The organism is Paraburkholderia phosphatilytica, from assembly GCF_003443895.1.
GTDB lineage: Bacteria > Pseudomonadota > Gammaproteobacteria > Burkholderiales > Burkholderiaceae > Paraburkholderia > Paraburkholderia phosphatilytica.
Window position 1 is genome coordinate 155,035 of sequence record NZ_QQOA01000014.1, and the last position, 14,925, is coordinate 169,959.

Annotated in this window: 15 protein-coding genes; 13 read left to right on the forward strand and 2 right to left on the reverse strand. The window is 64.6% G+C overall.

Annotated elements, in window-relative coordinates; all coding sequences use genetic code 11:
* The first annotated feature begins 3 nt into the window (after window positions 1-3).
* From DVS29_RS17300 to mdcH, 6 genes are read left to right on the forward strand one after another with little or no spacing between them, the layout of a single operon-like run.
* Entirely contained in the window at window positions 4-1,023 is a 1,020-nt protein-coding gene (locus DVS29_RS17300) for a triphosphoribosyl-dephospho-CoA synthase (protein WP_118181683.1), read from the forward strand.
* Window positions 1,011-1,334, forward strand: coding sequence for a malonate decarboxylase subunit delta (locus tag DVS29_RS17305; RefSeq protein ID WP_118181684.1), 324 nt, complete (start codon window positions 1,011-1,013; stop codon window positions 1,332-1,334). Before DVS29_RS17300 ends, DVS29_RS17305 begins: the two co-directional genes overlap by 13 nt.
* Window positions 1,331-2,224, forward strand: coding sequence for a biotin-independent malonate decarboxylase subunit beta (locus tag DVS29_RS17310; protein WP_118181685.1), 894 nt, complete (start codon window positions 1,331-1,333; stop codon window positions 2,222-2,224). The genes DVS29_RS17305 and DVS29_RS17310 overlap by 4 nt, the downstream gene beginning before the upstream one ends.
* A complete protein-coding gene (mdcE, locus tag DVS29_RS17315; RefSeq protein WP_118181686.1) occupies window positions 2,221-3,042 on the forward strand; it encodes a biotin-independent malonate decarboxylase subunit gamma in 822 nt (273 codons plus the stop codon). Before DVS29_RS17310 ends, mdcE begins: the two co-directional genes overlap by 4 nt.
* Window positions 3,039-3,761, forward strand: a complete 723-nt coding sequence (locus DVS29_RS17320; RefSeq protein WP_338069333.1) for a malonate decarboxylase holo-ACP synthase — start codon at window positions 3,039-3,041, stop codon at window positions 3,759-3,761. The genes mdcE and DVS29_RS17320 overlap by 4 nt, the downstream gene beginning before the upstream one ends.
* Window positions 3,761-4,696 (forward strand): malonate decarboxylase subunit epsilon, encoded by a 936-nt coding sequence (mdcH, locus tag DVS29_RS17325; RefSeq protein ID WP_118181688.1) that lies wholly within the window; start codon window positions 3,761-3,763, stop codon window positions 4,694-4,696. Before DVS29_RS17320 ends, mdcH begins: the two co-directional genes overlap by 1 nt.
* Before the next feature lie 68 nt (window positions 4,697-4,764).
* On the opposite strand, the gene DVS29_RS17330 is transcribed toward mdcH, so the two are convergent.
* On the reverse strand, window positions 4,765-5,355 hold the full coding sequence (locus DVS29_RS17330) for an alpha-ketoglutarate-dependent dioxygenase AlkB family protein (RefSeq protein ID WP_118181689.1): 591 nt from the start codon (window positions 5,353-5,355) through the stop codon (window positions 4,765-4,767).
* A gap of 169 nt (window positions 5,356-5,524) precedes the next feature.
* Here DVS29_RS17330 and DVS29_RS17335 point away from each other — a divergent pair, with 169 nt between their 5' ends.
* The gene (locus tag DVS29_RS17335; RefSeq protein ID WP_118181690.1) at window positions 5,525-6,109 is read left to right on the forward strand and encodes a malonic semialdehyde reductase; all 585 of its coding nucleotides are present in this window, start codon (window positions 5,525-5,527) and stop codon (window positions 6,107-6,109) included.
* Window positions 6,110-6,133: 24 nt separating this feature from the next.
* On the opposite strand, the gene DVS29_RS17340 is transcribed toward DVS29_RS17335, so the two are convergent.
* Window positions 6,134-6,454, reverse strand: a complete 321-nt coding sequence (locus DVS29_RS17340; RefSeq protein WP_240655664.1) for a hypothetical protein — start codon at window positions 6,452-6,454, stop codon at window positions 6,134-6,136.
* A gap of 337 nt (window positions 6,455-6,791) precedes the next feature.
* Between DVS29_RS17340 and DVS29_RS17345 the strand changes: the two genes are divergently transcribed.
* The 6 genes from DVS29_RS17345 (at window position 6,792) to DVS29_RS17370 (ending at window position 14,806) form a co-directional block, all read left to right on the forward strand.
* Entirely contained in the window at window positions 6,792-7,961 is a 1,170-nt protein-coding gene (locus DVS29_RS17345) for a metallophosphoesterase (RefSeq protein WP_118181691.1), read from the forward strand.
* 257 nt (window positions 7,962-8,218) lie between these two features.
* Window positions 8,219-9,511 carry an MFS transporter gene (locus tag DVS29_RS17350; RefSeq protein WP_118181692.1) on the forward strand — a complete coding sequence of 431 codons (1,293 nt, stop codon included), beginning with the start codon at window positions 8,219-8,221 and terminating at the stop codon, window positions 9,509-9,511.
* Between the two features lie 65 nt (window positions 9,512-9,576).
* Window positions 9,577-11,988, forward strand: coding sequence for a glycoside hydrolase family 31 protein (locus tag DVS29_RS17355; protein ID WP_118181693.1), 2,412 nt, complete (start codon window positions 9,577-9,579; stop codon window positions 11,986-11,988).
* A 229-nt stretch (window positions 11,989-12,217) separates the two neighbouring features.
* Window positions 12,218-13,612 carry a selenium-binding family protein gene (locus DVS29_RS17360; protein WP_118181694.1) on the forward strand — a complete coding sequence of 465 codons (1,395 nt, stop codon included), beginning with the start codon at window positions 12,218-12,220 and terminating at the stop codon, window positions 13,610-13,612.
* Between the two features lie 15 nt (window positions 13,613-13,627).
* A complete protein-coding gene (locus tag DVS29_RS17365) occupies window positions 13,628-14,296 on the forward strand; it encodes a hypothetical protein (protein WP_118181695.1) in 669 nt (222 codons plus the stop codon).
* Between the two features lie 255 nt (window positions 14,297-14,551).
* A complete protein-coding gene (locus DVS29_RS17370) occupies window positions 14,552-14,806 on the forward strand; it encodes a GlsB/YeaQ/YmgE family stress response membrane protein (protein WP_118181696.1) in 255 nt (84 codons plus the stop codon).
* Window positions 14,807-14,925: the final 119 nt, after the last annotated feature.

Sequence of the window (14,925 nt, forward strand, 5' to 3'; positions counted from 1 at the left end):
GGCATGGCGAAGCACGTTTGTGCCGCCGCTCTGGCTGACGCGAAGCGCCGGGAGGATGCCTCTGATGGTGCCGACGCATTCGTGGTTCAAGACGACGCTGCCAGTCGTCTCGCGCCGTCCGCGTCCGATACCGACCTCGGCCGTCTCGCCGTCGCCGCGCTGATCGCGGAAGCGGAGCTCACGCCGAAGCCTGCGCTCGTCGACCGGCGCGGCAGCGGCGCGCACACCGATCTCGATCTCGATACGATGCTGCGCTCCGCGCGTTCGCTCGAATCGACCTTCGTCGCGCTTGCCCGCACGTCGCGCGGCCGCTCACCCTCGGCAACATTGCGCGCGGAGCTTGGGCAGATCGGCCGCGCCGGCGAGCGCGCGATGCTCGACGCGACGGAAGGCAGCAACGCGCATCGCGGCGCAATCTGGATCGTCGGCCTGCTCGCGGCCGGTGCGGCAATCTGCGCGAACACACTGCCGGAAGAAACATCGGAATCCTACGCTTCGCGTATCTGCACGACAGCCGCGCAGATCGCCTGCTTTCCCGATCGTTTTGCCGCGGGCTCGACGGCGGTGAGTAGCGCTGCTGTAACTCACCGTCCTAGCAACGGCGAGCGCGTGCGGCAACGCTATGGCGTGGGTGGCGCGCGTCAGGAAGCACAGTACGCGTTTCCGCACGTACGCCGCGCCGGTCTGCCGACGCTGCGCGCGGCACGCACACGCGGCGCCGCCGAAGACCACGCAAGGCTCGACGCATTGCTCGCGATCATGGTATCGCTCGACGACACGTGTCTCCTGCATCGCGCGGGGCTGCCCGGTCTCAACACTGCGCAGCAGGGCGCGCGACGCGTGCTGGCCGCGGGCGGCAGCGCGACCCACGAAGGCCGCGCCGAATTCGATTCGCTCGAACGCGCGCTGCTGCTGCAGAACGCATCGCCCGGCGGCGCAGCCGATCTGCTCGCCGCCACCCTCTTCATCGACAGGCTGACGTCGCCCGGCGTCAGCGGGAGCCCCATCACATGGAACATCTGACGTTCGACTATCCGGCACAGCGCACGGTGACGACGCGCGCCCACGTGGGCGTGGTCGGCTCGGGCGACCTCGAAGTGCTGCTCTCTCCGGCCGACGCGCAGACTGCGCACGTGATCGTGCGGACCAGCGTCGACGGCTACAGCCACATCTGGAAGAGCGTGCTGGACCGCTTTTTCACGCGCTATGACGGCGCCGCGCTCATCGAGATCAACGACTTCGGCGCGACGCCGGGCGTGGTTGCACTGCGGCTCGCGGAGGCTGTTGAAGCGGCTGAGGTTAATGATGGTGCTGCTTCAGGAAACCGGCCATGAGTACTGTTACTGCCGAAACGCCCGCCTTTACGTTGCACGACAGCTTCATCGAACTGTCCGCGCGCGAGCGTGCGCGCACGCTGCTCGATGCGAACAGCTTCCGCGAACTGCTCGGGCCGTTCGACCGGATCGAATCGCCTTGGCTGTCGCTGCAGGGCATCGTCTGCCAGGCCGACGACGGCGCGGTGATCGCGCGCGGCACGCTCGATGGTCAGCCTGCTGTCGTCGCCGCAATCGAGTCCGCGTTCCAGGGCGGCAGCATCGGCGAAGTGTCGGGCAGCAAGATCGCCGCGGCACTCGAGCTCGCGCTGCGCGACTGCGAACGCGGCAAGCTGGTGCGACCGGTGATCGTCTTCGAGACCGGCGGCGTGCGGCTGCAGGAAGCGAACCTCGGGCTCGCGGTGATCGCGGAGATGCAGGCCGCGATCGTCGCGCTGCGTCAGTACGTGCCCGTGGTCGGCGTGATCGCGGGAATGGTCGGCTGCTTCGGCGGCATGTCGCTCGCGGCGGCGCTGTGCTCGCATCTCGTCGTCACGAAGCAGGGCCGGCTCGGCATGAACGGCCCCGAAGTGATCGAGCAGGAAGCGGGCATCGACGAACTCGATTCGAGCGACCGGCGCCGCGTGTGGCAACTGATCGGCGGCGAGCAGCGCGCGGCGACCGGCTTCGCGGATGCGCTCGTCGACGACGATACGGCCGCGGTACGCGACGCCGTGCTGCGGACCTTCGCGCATGGTGCGAACGCTGAGCATGGATCGAACAGCACGCCCCGCTCGCGACAGATCGATACGTATCTCGCGCGGCTCGCGCAGATCGACCCGGCATCGGTGACGCCCGACACGATGCGCGCGATCTTCCCGCCGACCGCACAACAGGAGCAGCAGGCATGAGTTCGATCGACACGCCCCTCACGCGCGGCGCGCGCTGGTTCCAGGCGCTTGCCAGCGATTCTTTGTCGCGCCCGCCAGTGCTCTGCGCTGACGTCAAGCTCGGCGACGACACCGCGCGCTTCATCAGCGTCGTGTCCGATCCTGCGAACCGCTTTCCGCGCGCGGTCGATAACGTCGTCGGGCTCGAACAGGGCTGGCGCCTCGCGCGCGCGGTGACGGACGCGGTCGAAGCAGACCGCGATGCGACCACGCGCCGGCCGATCGTCGCGATCGTCGACGTGAAGAGCCAGGCGTACGGCTATCGCGAGGAAATGCTCGGCATCCATCTCGCGTGTGCGGCGGCCGTCGATGCGTATGCGACCGCGCGGCTCGCGGGGCATCCGGTGATCGCGCTGATCGTTGGACCGGCGATGTCGGGCGCGTTTCTCGCGCATGGCTATCAGGCGAACCGCATCGTCGCGCTCGATGCGCCTGGCACGATGGTGCACGCGATGGGCAAGGAGGCGGCGGCGCGCGTGACGCGGCGGACCGTCGAGGCGCTCGATCAGCTTGGCGAAACGATCACGCCGATGTCGTATTCGATGGCGTCGTTCGCGAAGCTTGGATTGCTGGACCAGCTGATCGACGGCGTGGATGCGGATGCGCCGGACGCCGCGCAGATCGAGCGCGTGAAAAGCGTGCTCGTCGAGCAGATTCGCGATGCGCGCTCGGGCGATCGTTCGCTTGCGCGGCGTCTGTCGTCAGAGACTGCGCGGACGACGCGCGCGGCGTCCGTCGAAGTGCGGCGGCGGCTTGCCGAGCAGTGGGATGCGCTTTGAGCGCGAACGCCGTTAGCGATGGTGGTGCTGCGTGCGGTGCCGTGCGTGGCGTTTCCGCTGAAGGTGGCGGCGTGACTGCCCAGTGCCGGCCGCACGATCTGTTGCGGTTGGCGAGGCTTCCTGTTCTGATCGATGCGCCCGCGTGGGTTCAGGAAGCGTTGGTTCGTGCGCCATTCGTCGTGGTCAGGCGCGCGCTTGCGCCTGACGGGTTCGTTGCGGTTGGCGTGCGCGGCGATACGAGGGCGCAACGTTACGGCTGCTTCGTCGGGCTGGACGACATCGATGCGGTCGTTGCGCCGGAAGCGTTGCTGCGTGCGCCGTACGGGTTGTGCGCGCTGTCCGGATCGCGACGAGATTTGCCGGTGTTTGCAGCGTTGGCTTCCTTGATGTCCGCGGAGGGTGGTGCCATTTTTGGGGCTCATGCATGGGGACCCGCTGGAAGTGCGGGTTTCGAACTGGCTACGTCCGTGCCGACTGTCACGCCTGCGAGCGATCTCGACCTGTTGATTCGCGCGCCGATTTTGCTTTCACGCGATGAAGCTGCCAGTCTTGCTGAGTGGTTACAGTTGCATAGCATATCGTTCGGAATCCGTATCGATGTGCAGCTCGACACGCCCGCCGGCGGTATTGCTCTCGCGGAATGGGCCACGGGCGGCCCTCGTGTGCTCGCGCGTTCGTCGACGGGTCCGCGGCTCGTCACCGATCTCTGGAGCGTCTGATGTTTGCACTACAGTTCCCTGGTCAGGGCGCGCAGAGCGAAGGTTTCCTGCACCGCCTACCCGATCGTCCAGCCGTTCGCGTGACGCTCGAAGAGGCATCGCAGACGCTCGCGTGCGACCTGCTCACGCTCGACAGCGCCAGCGCGCTGCGCTCCACGGTCGCGGTACAGATCGGGCTCGTGGTGGCCGGCGTGGCGATCGTGCGCGCACTCGCCGACGAGGGCTTTGTGCCCGACATCAGCGCGGGACTCTCGGTCGGCGCGTTCGCAGCCGCGGTGAGTTGCGGCGCGCTGAGCTTCCCCAACGCGCTGCGACTGGTGCGCAAACGCGCGGAGCTGATGGAAGCCGCGTATCCGCACGGTTACGGTCTCGCGGCGATTTCAGGTTTGAGCGAAGCGCAAATCGAACGGCTGGCCGCGGACCAGATGCGTGAAGGCGCGGCGCCCGTCTACATCGGCAATGTCAACGCGCCACGTCAGATCGTGATGGCTGGCGCCAACGACGCACTCAGCGCCTTTGTCGATCGCGCGCGTGCGGCCGGCGCCCGCAGGGCGACGCCGCTCGACGTCAGCGTTCCATCGCACTGCGAACTGTTGGCCGACGCGGCCGAGGAACTGCTGGGCTTCGCGGCCCACCTGCCCTTCGACGCACCGAAGAGCGTCTATATCGGCAATCGCGGCGGCCGTCCACTGTACACGGCGGATGCGATTCGCGGCGACCTGGCGGGCAACATGCGCCATACCGTGCGCTGGTACGATGGCCTCACCGCGATGGTGGAGCTAGGCGCACGCGTGCTGCTGGAAGCGCCGCCGGGACAGGTGCTGACCGACATCGCGCATGAGGAGTCTCCCGACATCACATCGATCGCAGCGGCGAACAGCGCGTTCGACCGGCTCGTCGCGACGCTGCACCGTCGACTGTCCGCGGACGGCTGATCGCGTTTGCGGCACATGTGCTTTCTGCGCATAAATTTTTTATTCGTTTTATACGCACGAAGCTGGCTTCATCGACGTGGCGTGACCCAGCGGAACGTGAGGTTGATACGCTCGCCGCTCACTTTCGGCTCTTTCGGCACACGATGACGCCATTCAGCCTGCGTGTCACCGCGCATCACGAGCAGGCTGCCGCCCTTGAGCCGGTATGAACGCATCGTGCCGCTGCGGTTGTGCCGCAGGTCGAAGGTGCGCGCAACACCGAGACTCACCGACGCGATCACCGGTTGCGGTCCCAGTTCCGGCTCGCGGTCCGCGTGCCATCCCATGCTGTCCGCGCCGCTGCGATAGCGGTTCAGCAGCACGCTGTTGAAGCGCGCGTGGCTGGCAGATTCGGCTGCGGCGCGTAGCTCCGCGACTGCAGGTGTCCACGGTTGCGGCACATTGCGGATGCCCGAGTAGATATAGACGGCGTCGGGTTCGCCTTGCCATGCAGTGAGGCGCGGCAACGGGATGCGGCCGCCCGGCGTGCCCATCGAATCCTGCTGCCAGGCAACCTCGTCGATCACGCGCGTCAGCAGGTTGTTCGCAGCGGCAGACTCGAGCCAGTCGGGGAGCCAGTCGACGTCGGGGGACGGAAGATCATCGAACAGATCGTGCATGGGATAGCCTGTGCGCCGCACGCAACAGGAAGCCGAGTGCATGCAGGCGTTTTGAAGCGGAACCAGCGTCTATTATGAAAGCGATTCCGGATAAGCGTGCTGCACTGCTTTGCGCTTTCATTCCCGCTTTCATTCGAGCATTCTCTTCCCTTCACTTCAGGCTTTCATCATGACGCTCAACGATGCCGCGCTCGACCAGCTGTTCCGCACCGCCCGCACCCACAACGGCTGGCAGCCGAAACCCATCGACGACGCGCTGCTGCATGAACTCGTCGAACTGACGCTGCTGCCGCCCACCTCCGCAAATTCGAGCCCCGGCCGTTTCGTGTTCGTGAAGTCGCAGGAAGCGAAGGAAAAGCTGCGCCCCGCGCTGTCGCCGAACAACGCCGACAAGACGATGGCGGCGCCGGTCACCGTGATCGTCGCGATGGACATGGCGTTTTACGACCACCTGCCGAAGCTGTTCCCGCATACCGATGCGCGCAGCTGGTTCGCCGGCAACGACGCGGCGATCGCGGACACTGCGTTTCGCAATTCGTCGCTGCAGGGCGCCTATCTGATGATGGCGGCGCGCGCGCTGGGCCTCGACGTGGGCCCGATGTCGGGCTTCGACAGGAGCAAGGTCGACGAGGCGTTCTTCGCCGGCACGACGCTGCGTTCGAACTTTCTCGTGAACCTCGGCTATGGGGACGCGGCAAAGCTGCACCCGCGCAATCCTCGGCTTTCGTTCGACGAGGCCGCTCGGGTGGCGTGATGTGGGTTGTGGTTCAGGCGTCGTTCAGCCAGTCAGTAGCGCGACGTAGAACACGATCGCGCCGATCAGCGCGCCGACGAAGCAGAAGCCCTCTTCGCTGCGCCTGTCGCCGCTGTTTCTGAGCCACGCGGCCACGACGCCGAACAGACCCGTTGTGCCAAGCGCAACGAACACCATGACGGTATAGAAGAGCGCGCTGCGGCCCAGCTCGGAGAAGTCGACGCTGCGCACGCCGTAGTAGACGCCAAGCGCCATCAGCGACAGCACGACGAGCGGCAGCATCACGTGGCTGCCTTCGTGCCCGACATGGTGGGCATGGTGGATTCGTCCGTCCGTTTTCATCATGTATCTCCCCACATCGCGTACCTCGCGCGATGCATCGAACCATGAGAGCGGCCGGACGTGGGCGACCCGTTGGGGGCGCCGTTCATTTAGGTGAACGCGAACCGCCTGCACGATACGTCAGGCGCGCGACACGGTTCATTTCCAGCATAGCGCAATGAACGGTGCAGTTCAAAAAATCGTGTCGTGCATTCGGGTGCTGCTGCCAATGCTCGCCCGGTTCCGGGTGGATTCTGCGCATGGCTTTCAGTGCCGGTAGAATGATTTTGCCCAAGGCGCCGTCCAGTCGGTCCGACGGCGGTTCCTACCGCGCGCGGGTCGCGCTCTCTCGCCCTCTTCTATGCGCCGCTCCTCGTTCTTCGTTCGCTTCATCGGCATCGGCATTCTGTTTCACATCTACATCGGCTTCCGGCTGATTCCGGATCTGCCCGTCGGGTCGACCTGGCGATGGCTCGCCGCGCTGTGGCTCGTCCTGTCGGTCTTCCTGATCCCCGCGGGGATGCTGGCGCGCACGATCGAGAAGCAGCCGCTCGGCGACCGGCTCGCGTGGATCGGGCTCCTGACGATGGGCTTCTTTTCCTCGCTGCTGGTCCTGACCTTCGGGCGCGATCTGCTGATGGCGTCGCTCCTGACGATCGATGCGCTGTCGCCGCACACGATTGCGCTCGCCGGCTGGCGTACCGGTTCCGCCGGCGCCGTCCCGCTGCTCGCGTTGCTGTCGACGGCAATCGGTTTCGTCAACGCGCGGCGCCGCGCGCGTGTCGTCACGATCGACGTGCCGATCGAACATCTGCCCGCCGCGCTCGATGGCTTCACGATCGTGCAGATCAGCGACATCCATGTCGGACCGACGATCAAGCGCAGCTATGTCGACGCGATCGTCGATGCCGTGAACCATCTGAAACCCGATGTGGTGGCGATCACGGGCGACGTCGTCGACGGCAGCGTCGAGCAGCTGGCCAGCCATACGCTGCCGCTCGGGCGGCTCGCCGCGCAGCATGGCGTCTATCTCGTGACCGGCAATCACGAGTACTACTCGGGCGCCGATGCATGGATCGACGAGTTCAGACGCATTGGATTGCATGTGCTGCTCAATGAGCACGTGGTGGTCGAACATCGCGGCGCCCGCGCGATCATCGCCGGCGTCACCGACTATTCCGCGGCCCACTTCGACCCCGCGCATCGCAGCGACCCGGCGACCGCGCTGGCCGGCGCGCCTGCCGACGTCCGGACCCGGGTGCTGCTCGCCCATCAGCCGCGCACGGCCGAAGCCGCCGCCGAAGCGGGCTTCACGCTGCAGTTGTCCGGACACACGCACGGCGGGCAGTTTTTCCCGTGGAATTTCTTCGTGCGGCTGCAGCAGCCGTTCACCGCCGGTCTCGACCGGCTCGGCGAACTGTGGATCTACACGAGCCGCGGCACCGGCTACTGGGGGCCGCCGAAGCGGCTCGGCGCGCCATCGGAGATCACCCGTTTGCGGCTGGTGGCAGGACGCGCGGCGCCGATCTGAACTCAGCGTCCCAGCTCCGCAGGATTTTCGTTTCAGTTCGTTTATTTTCGTTTTTTGGTGCGATCAGGGTCAAACGAACTTGACTGTTGACCGTTTTCGCACATACGATAGCTTCACGCTCGACGATGTCAGTTGTCTGATGAGATGAAAGCCTTCTTGTGCTGTTTTGGGGCGCAATCATCTCGCACCAGGACATCCCGTCGGCGAACACAACACCGTGCCGCCTCGACGCGCACATAAAGGAATGGAGACAGAAGTTGAGTGCAATCCGCGGACTACGTTGGTGGATCATTGTGCTGGTTTGTCTCGGCACGATCCTGAACTATCTTGCGCGCAACTCGCTCGGCGTTCTGGCGCCGGAGTTGAAGACGGCGCTGAACCTGAGCACCCAGCAGTACTCGTATGTCGTCGGAGCATTCCAGATCGGCTACACGATCATGCAGCCGGTGTGCGGGATCGTCGTCGACCTGATCGGATTGCGGATCGGCTTCGCGCTGTTCGCAGCGCTCTGGTCGGCCACCGGCGTGCTGCACGGCTTTGCGAGCGGCTGGCTGTCGCTTGGCGCGATGCGCGGCATGCTGGGGCTGTTCGAGGCAGCAGCGATTCCGTCCGGCATGAAGGCGGTCGCCGAATGGTTTCCCGATCGCGAAAAGTCCGTGGCGGTCGGCTACTTCAATGCCGGCACCTCGCTCGGCGCCCTGCTGGCGCCGCCGCTCGTGATCTTCCTGTCGCTGCGGTTCGGCTGGCAGTCGGCATTCATGTTCACGGGTGCAGTCGGCTTCATCTGGGCAGCGCTCTGGTTCGTGCTGTACCGTCCGCCGGTCAGTCATCCGCGCATCTCCAGACATGAACTGGAACTCATCCAGCAAGGCCAGACGCACTCGCCGCCGGCGAGCCAGCGGCCGGTGCGCGACGTGCTCGGTTCGCGCCGCTTCTGGGCGATCGCGCTGCCGCGCTTTTTCGCCGAACCGGCATGGCAGACCTTCAGCTTCTGGATTCCGCTCTACCTCGCGACCGAACGGCACATGCAACTGAAGGACATCGCGATCTTCGCGTGGCTGCCGTTCCTCGCGGCCGACCTCGGCGGCATTCTGGGCGGCTACCTGTCGCCGTTCATGATGAAGTACTTCCGCCTGCCGCTGGTCTGGTCACGCGTCGCCGGCGTCGTCCTCGGCGCCGTGATGATGATCGGTCCTGCGTGCATCGGCCTCGTCGCATCGCCGTATGAAGCGATTGCACTGTTCTGCATCGGCGGCTTCGCGCACCAGATGATCTCCGCGCTCGTCAACACGCTGAGCGCCGACGTCTTCGATCCCGACGAAGTCGCGACCGCGAGCGGTTTCGCCGGCATGGCGGCGTGGATCGGCGGGCTCGGTTTCTCGCTGATGGTCGGCGCGCTGGCCGACAAGGTCGGCTACGGTCCGCTGTTCGCCTGCCTCGGCGCGTTCGATCTGATCGGCGCGACGTTGCTGATCATCCTGATCCGCGGTCAGACCCGCGACGAACGTTCGGAAGGGGTGCAGGGACAACCTCGTACTTCGCACACCTGAAGCGGATTGCATGCGCGGCGCAACCGTCGCGCGAATCCGTTCAACATGCACTCAAGGGAAGTTTGATGACGTCGTTACTGCATCCTCCGGTGTTCACCGTCGGCACGCCCGGCGATCGATGCATCCGGTTGACGAGCACCGCCGGCCCGGTGATCGAGATCTTCGTGCTCGAGGACGATATCGTGCGTGTACGGGTACTGCCGGACGGCTCGGCGCACGGCCCGCGTACGTGGGCGATCGCGCCGGGACTCGACGACGTGCCAGTCGAAGGACGCGACCGCCTCGATCTGTCCGGCTTCACGTTGCCCGCTTTCGACCTGCAGCATGATGCAGAGGAATTGCACGTCACGACCGCGCAGGTCAGGCTGACCGTCGCGCTGCACGGCGGCCGGTGCAGCTGGGCGATGCGCCACGACGGCGAGTGGCGACGTGTCCTGCAGGATCGTGCCACCCAGGCCTACAACTTCGGCTGGTGGGACCAGCGCGTCTATCACTATCTGCAACGCGAACGCGGCGAGATCTATATCGGTCTCGGCGAACGGGCGGGTTCGCTCGATCGCGCGAACCAGCGCTATTCGATGGTGAATGTCGATGCGATGGGCTACAGCGCGAAGACCACCGACCCGCTGTACAAGCACATCCCGTTCTATCTGACGTGGCAGCGCGATGCGACGCTCGGCTTCGGCCTCTTCTACGACACGCTCGCGGATTGCACGTTCGACATGGGCCGCGAGCTCGACAATTATCACGGCCACTACCGGCACTTCATTGCAGAGAACGGCGATCTCGACTACTACTTCATCGCGTCGCCTGACACGCCGCTCGCCGCGGTGCGCCGCTTTACCTGGCTGACCGGCCGCCCGGCGCTGATGCCGAAATGGGGCCTCGGCTATTCCGGCTCGACGATGAGCTACACGGACGCTCCCGACGCGCAGCAACAGATGGGCGAGTTCATCGAGCGCTGCGCGGAACATGACATATTGTGCGACTCGTTCCATCTGTCATCGGGCTATACGTCGATCGGAGCGAAGCGTTACGTCTTCAACTGGAATCGCGACAAATTTCCCGACGTCGACGGTTTCGTGCAGGGCTACCTCGAACACGGCGTGCGCCTGTGCGCGAACATCAAGCCGTGCCTGCTGCGCGATCATCCGCAGTTCGATGCAGCGCATCGCGACGGGCTGCTGGTGTGCTCGAGAGACGGTGAACCGGCATGGGTGCAGTTCTGGGATGAAGTCGGCGCGTACCTCGATTTCACGAACCCGAACGCGATTGCATGGTGGCGCTCGCAGGTCACCGACGCACTGCTTCGCTACGGCATCGCTTCCACATGGAACGACAACAACGAGTTCGAGTTCTGGTCGCCGGACGCGATCGCACACGGTTTCGGCACGCCGTTCCCGGCACGCGAAGCGAAGGTGTTGCAGACCATGCTGATGATGCGCGCATCGCGCGACGCACAGCGCGAGTACGCCCCCGATAGCCGGCCGTTTCTCGTGTCGCGCTCGGGTGGCGTGGGCATGCACCGGTATGTTCAGACGTGGTCCGGCGACAACTACACGTCGTGGGAAACGCTGCGCTACAACCTGAAGATGGGACTGGGTCTTGCGCTGTCCGGCATATCGAACATCGGGCACGACATCGGTGGTTTCTCGGGACCCGCGCCGGATGCAGAATTGTTCCTGCGCTGGGTGCAGTTCGGCGTGTTCATGCCGCGATTCAGCATTCATTCGTGGAACGACGACGGCACGGTGAACGAGCCCTGGATGCATCCGGAAGTGACGAACCACATTTCCGGGCTGATCAAGCTGCGTTATCGGTTGCTGCCGTACCTGTATCACCTGCTGTGGCAATCCACTGCATCGTATGAACCGATACTGCGCCCCACCTTCGCGGATTTCCCGCACGATGGTGCCTGCTACGCCGAAAACGACGACATGATGGTCGGTGCAGCGCTGCTGGCCGCGCCGGTCGTCGAAGCCGGCGCGACGCAACGCTGCGTGACGCTCCCGGCAGGATCTCGCTGGGTATCGTACTGGACCGCGGAAACCTTCGATGGCGGAACGACGGTTACGTTGCCTGCACCGTGGGACCAGCCGCCGATGCTCGTCCGCGAAGGTCATGCGATACCGCTCAACGTCGCGGAGCAACACTTCGCGCATCGTGCGGACCAGCGCGCGTTTCTTGTTGCTCCGTTCGCGAATGCAGGAACAGCGTCAGGCGAGTGCATCGAAGACGATGGCAAATCCGAGGCGTGGCGCAACGGAGAATACGGAACGTGGACAGTCTCCGTGACAAGCGACGCGAACGCGCTGAACGTATCGGTGCAATGGAGTGGACGGTTCGCACGGCCGTTCGAACGCGTCGAAGTATGGCTTCCGGCGGCGGATTCGCGAACCATCGCCTGTGTGACGGGACGCATCGTCAACGAAGCGCACGAGCACGGGTGGAAGCGCCTGACCGTGGAACTCGATTGACCTCGTAGTGCAATCGTTCTGCCGCATTCGCGCATGCGTGTATTGGAATGCAGGGCCTCGCATCGGGGCGCTCTCGGCTGAATGTCCGCTATCGCGCCGCATCCGGCACTATCTTGCATGGATGTTGCCGAACTTTGTCCCGGTTCGTGCAACTTCGCGTCGCTGTTCCTATACTGGTGCTGACCTTGTCTGAAGTCTGCGCGCACGCAGACGTCACGGGAGCACCGCGATGTCCACATGGAAGCCGGACCCAACCTTCTACCCATCCGCACGCATGGCGAGCAGCGCGCCGAAGGAAACGCTCGCGTACGTCGCGACGTTCGATCCGACGCGGCAGATGCCCGATGCCCTCGACGTGGTCGACATCGAACGCGGGTCGTCCACCTACGGCACCGTCGCCGGCCGCGTGCCGATGCCCAATACCGGCGACGAGCTGCATCACTTCGGCTGGAACGCGTGCAGCTCATGCCTGTGTCCAAACGCGCCGCATCCGCATTCGGAGCGGCGCTATCTCGTTGTGCCCGGTTTGCGTTCATCGCGGATTCATATCATCGACACCAAACCCGATCCGCATCAGCCGAAAATCGTTCGCGTGCTCGAACCCGATGAAGTCGCGCACCGCGCGGGCTACACACGTCCTCATACCGTGCATTGCGGCCCCGAAGGCATCTACGTCGTTTCGCTCGCCAATGCGGAAGGCGAAGCGCCGGGCGGCATCTTCCTGATGGATCACGAGACCTTCGACATTCGTGGGCAATGGGAAATCGATCGCGGACCACAGCAGCTCGCGTATGACGGCTGGTGGCACCTGGGCTTCGATACGGTCGTGACGAGCGAATGGGGCTTGCCCGCAACCTTTGAAAACGGTCTCGTGCCCGAGGTGCTGCTGGGCGGCAACTATGGCCACCGCCTGCACTTCTGGGATCTGCACTCGCGCAAGCACAAGCAGGTGATCGATTTCGGCGCGGAAAACCAGCTCGTGTTCGAGCTGCGGCCCGCGCACGATCCGACGCGTCCTTATGGGTTCGTCAATTCCGTGATCAGCCTGAAGGATCTGTCCGCATCGATCTGGACGTGGTATCGCGATGGCGATCAGTGGGCCGCGCGCAAGATCATCGAGATTCCCGCCGAACCCGCCGACCCCGATCTGTTGCCGCCGATGCTCAAGAGCTTTGGTGCGGTGCCGCCGCTGGTGACGGACATCGCGCTGTCGCTCGACGACCGCTTCCTCTATGTGTCGTGCTGGGGCACCGGCGACCTGCGGCAATACGACGTGTCGAATCCGGATGCGCCGAAACTGACCGGCAATATCCGCATTGGCGGCATCGTCTCTCGCGCAACGCATCCGAAGGCCGGTGGCCGCAAGCTCAACGGTGGCCCGCAGATGGTCGAGGTCAGTCGTGACGGCAGCCGCGTCTATTTCACCAACTCGCTCTATGGCGTAATCGACGAGCAGTTCTACCCTGACGGCATCGACGGCTGGATGGTGAAGCTCGATGCGGCGCCGGACGGCGGCCTCACGTTCGACGATTCCTTTTTCGTCGAGTGGCCGAAGACACATCGGCCCCATCAGATCAGGCTCGAAGGGGGCGATGCGTCATCCGATTCGTACTGCTATCCATAATGCAGTGTGATCGAGATGTCTACGTTCTTCGTCAGCGATTCGGTCGGCGCGTGGGCGAGCGTCGTCGGTAGCGGGATCTTTCACGGCATCAACCCGGCGACGGGCTGGCTCTTCGCCACCGCGATCGGGCTTCAGCGCGGCAGCCGCACCGCGCTCTGGATGGCGTTGCCACCGCTTGCGCTAGGCCATGCTCTATCAATTCTGCTGCTGACAGGCTCCGTTGCACTGCTCAGCAGCTGGTCAACGCTGCTGCCGCTGCATCTGATGTTGGGAGCATTACTGATGGGATGGGCGTGTTATCAGCATGTGTACGGGCATCGGCATCGCGCCCGTGTCGGCATGACTGCCGGGTTCGCTGGACTCACGCTGTGGTCGGCGGTCATGGCGACCATGCATGGCGCCGGTTTGATGTTGACGCCTGCCTTACTGTCGGTTTGCGGCGGTGCCGGCACCGGCGTTCCAGATGGGTCCGGACACGGTAGCGCCTTCGATCTCGCGCTTTTCGCCCCGCTCCAGTTCGCTGTCGTGCATACCGTGGTCATGACCGCGACGACCGCTGTTATTGCCGTCGCCGCGTACGAATATTTTGGCCTCGGCCTGCTTCGACGTGGCTGGATCAACTTCAACTGGCTCTGGAGCGGCGCACTCGCGACGACAGGTGCCTGGCTGATCTTCAGCGGCTGACCAGGTTCGCTATCGCACGCAACGCGAGGCCGGTCACTTGCGAACCATCGTACTGTCACCTATAACTAGCCTGACATATATTCGCAAAAGCGGGTTGTCGTGAACTCCGGGCGCGTGTTTTCCGCACGATCGCTTCGGAGTGTTATGCATTGTCAATTTCTTTCGACGCGTGTGGACTGCGTCATCTCGATCCACTAAGCTGCATCCCCGCGGACGCACCACCTGTGTCCGCGCTTACTAAGGGAGTTATCGACCATGCAACACGGCCTCATTGCCTGGATCATTATCGGTGCGATCGCCGGCTGGCTCGCGGGCGTCCTCGTCAAGGGCGGCGGCTTCGGCCTGATCGTCGACATCATCGTCGGCATTGTCGGTGCCTTCATTGGCGGCTGGCTCGCCGGCGTACTCGGCATCCATCTGGGCGGCGGCTGGATCGGCTCGATCATCACCGCGGTGATCGGCGCCGTGATCCTGCTCTTCATCATCAGGCTCATCCGACGCGGCACATAGCACACCGCGCTACCCGCTTTCGCTGGTAAGCGCCTCGCGAAGGCCGTCCGCAATCCGGCGCGCACGTGAGGCATGATCGGGTATCGGGCGGTCGTGTTGGCCCGCTGGCAATCAGCCCG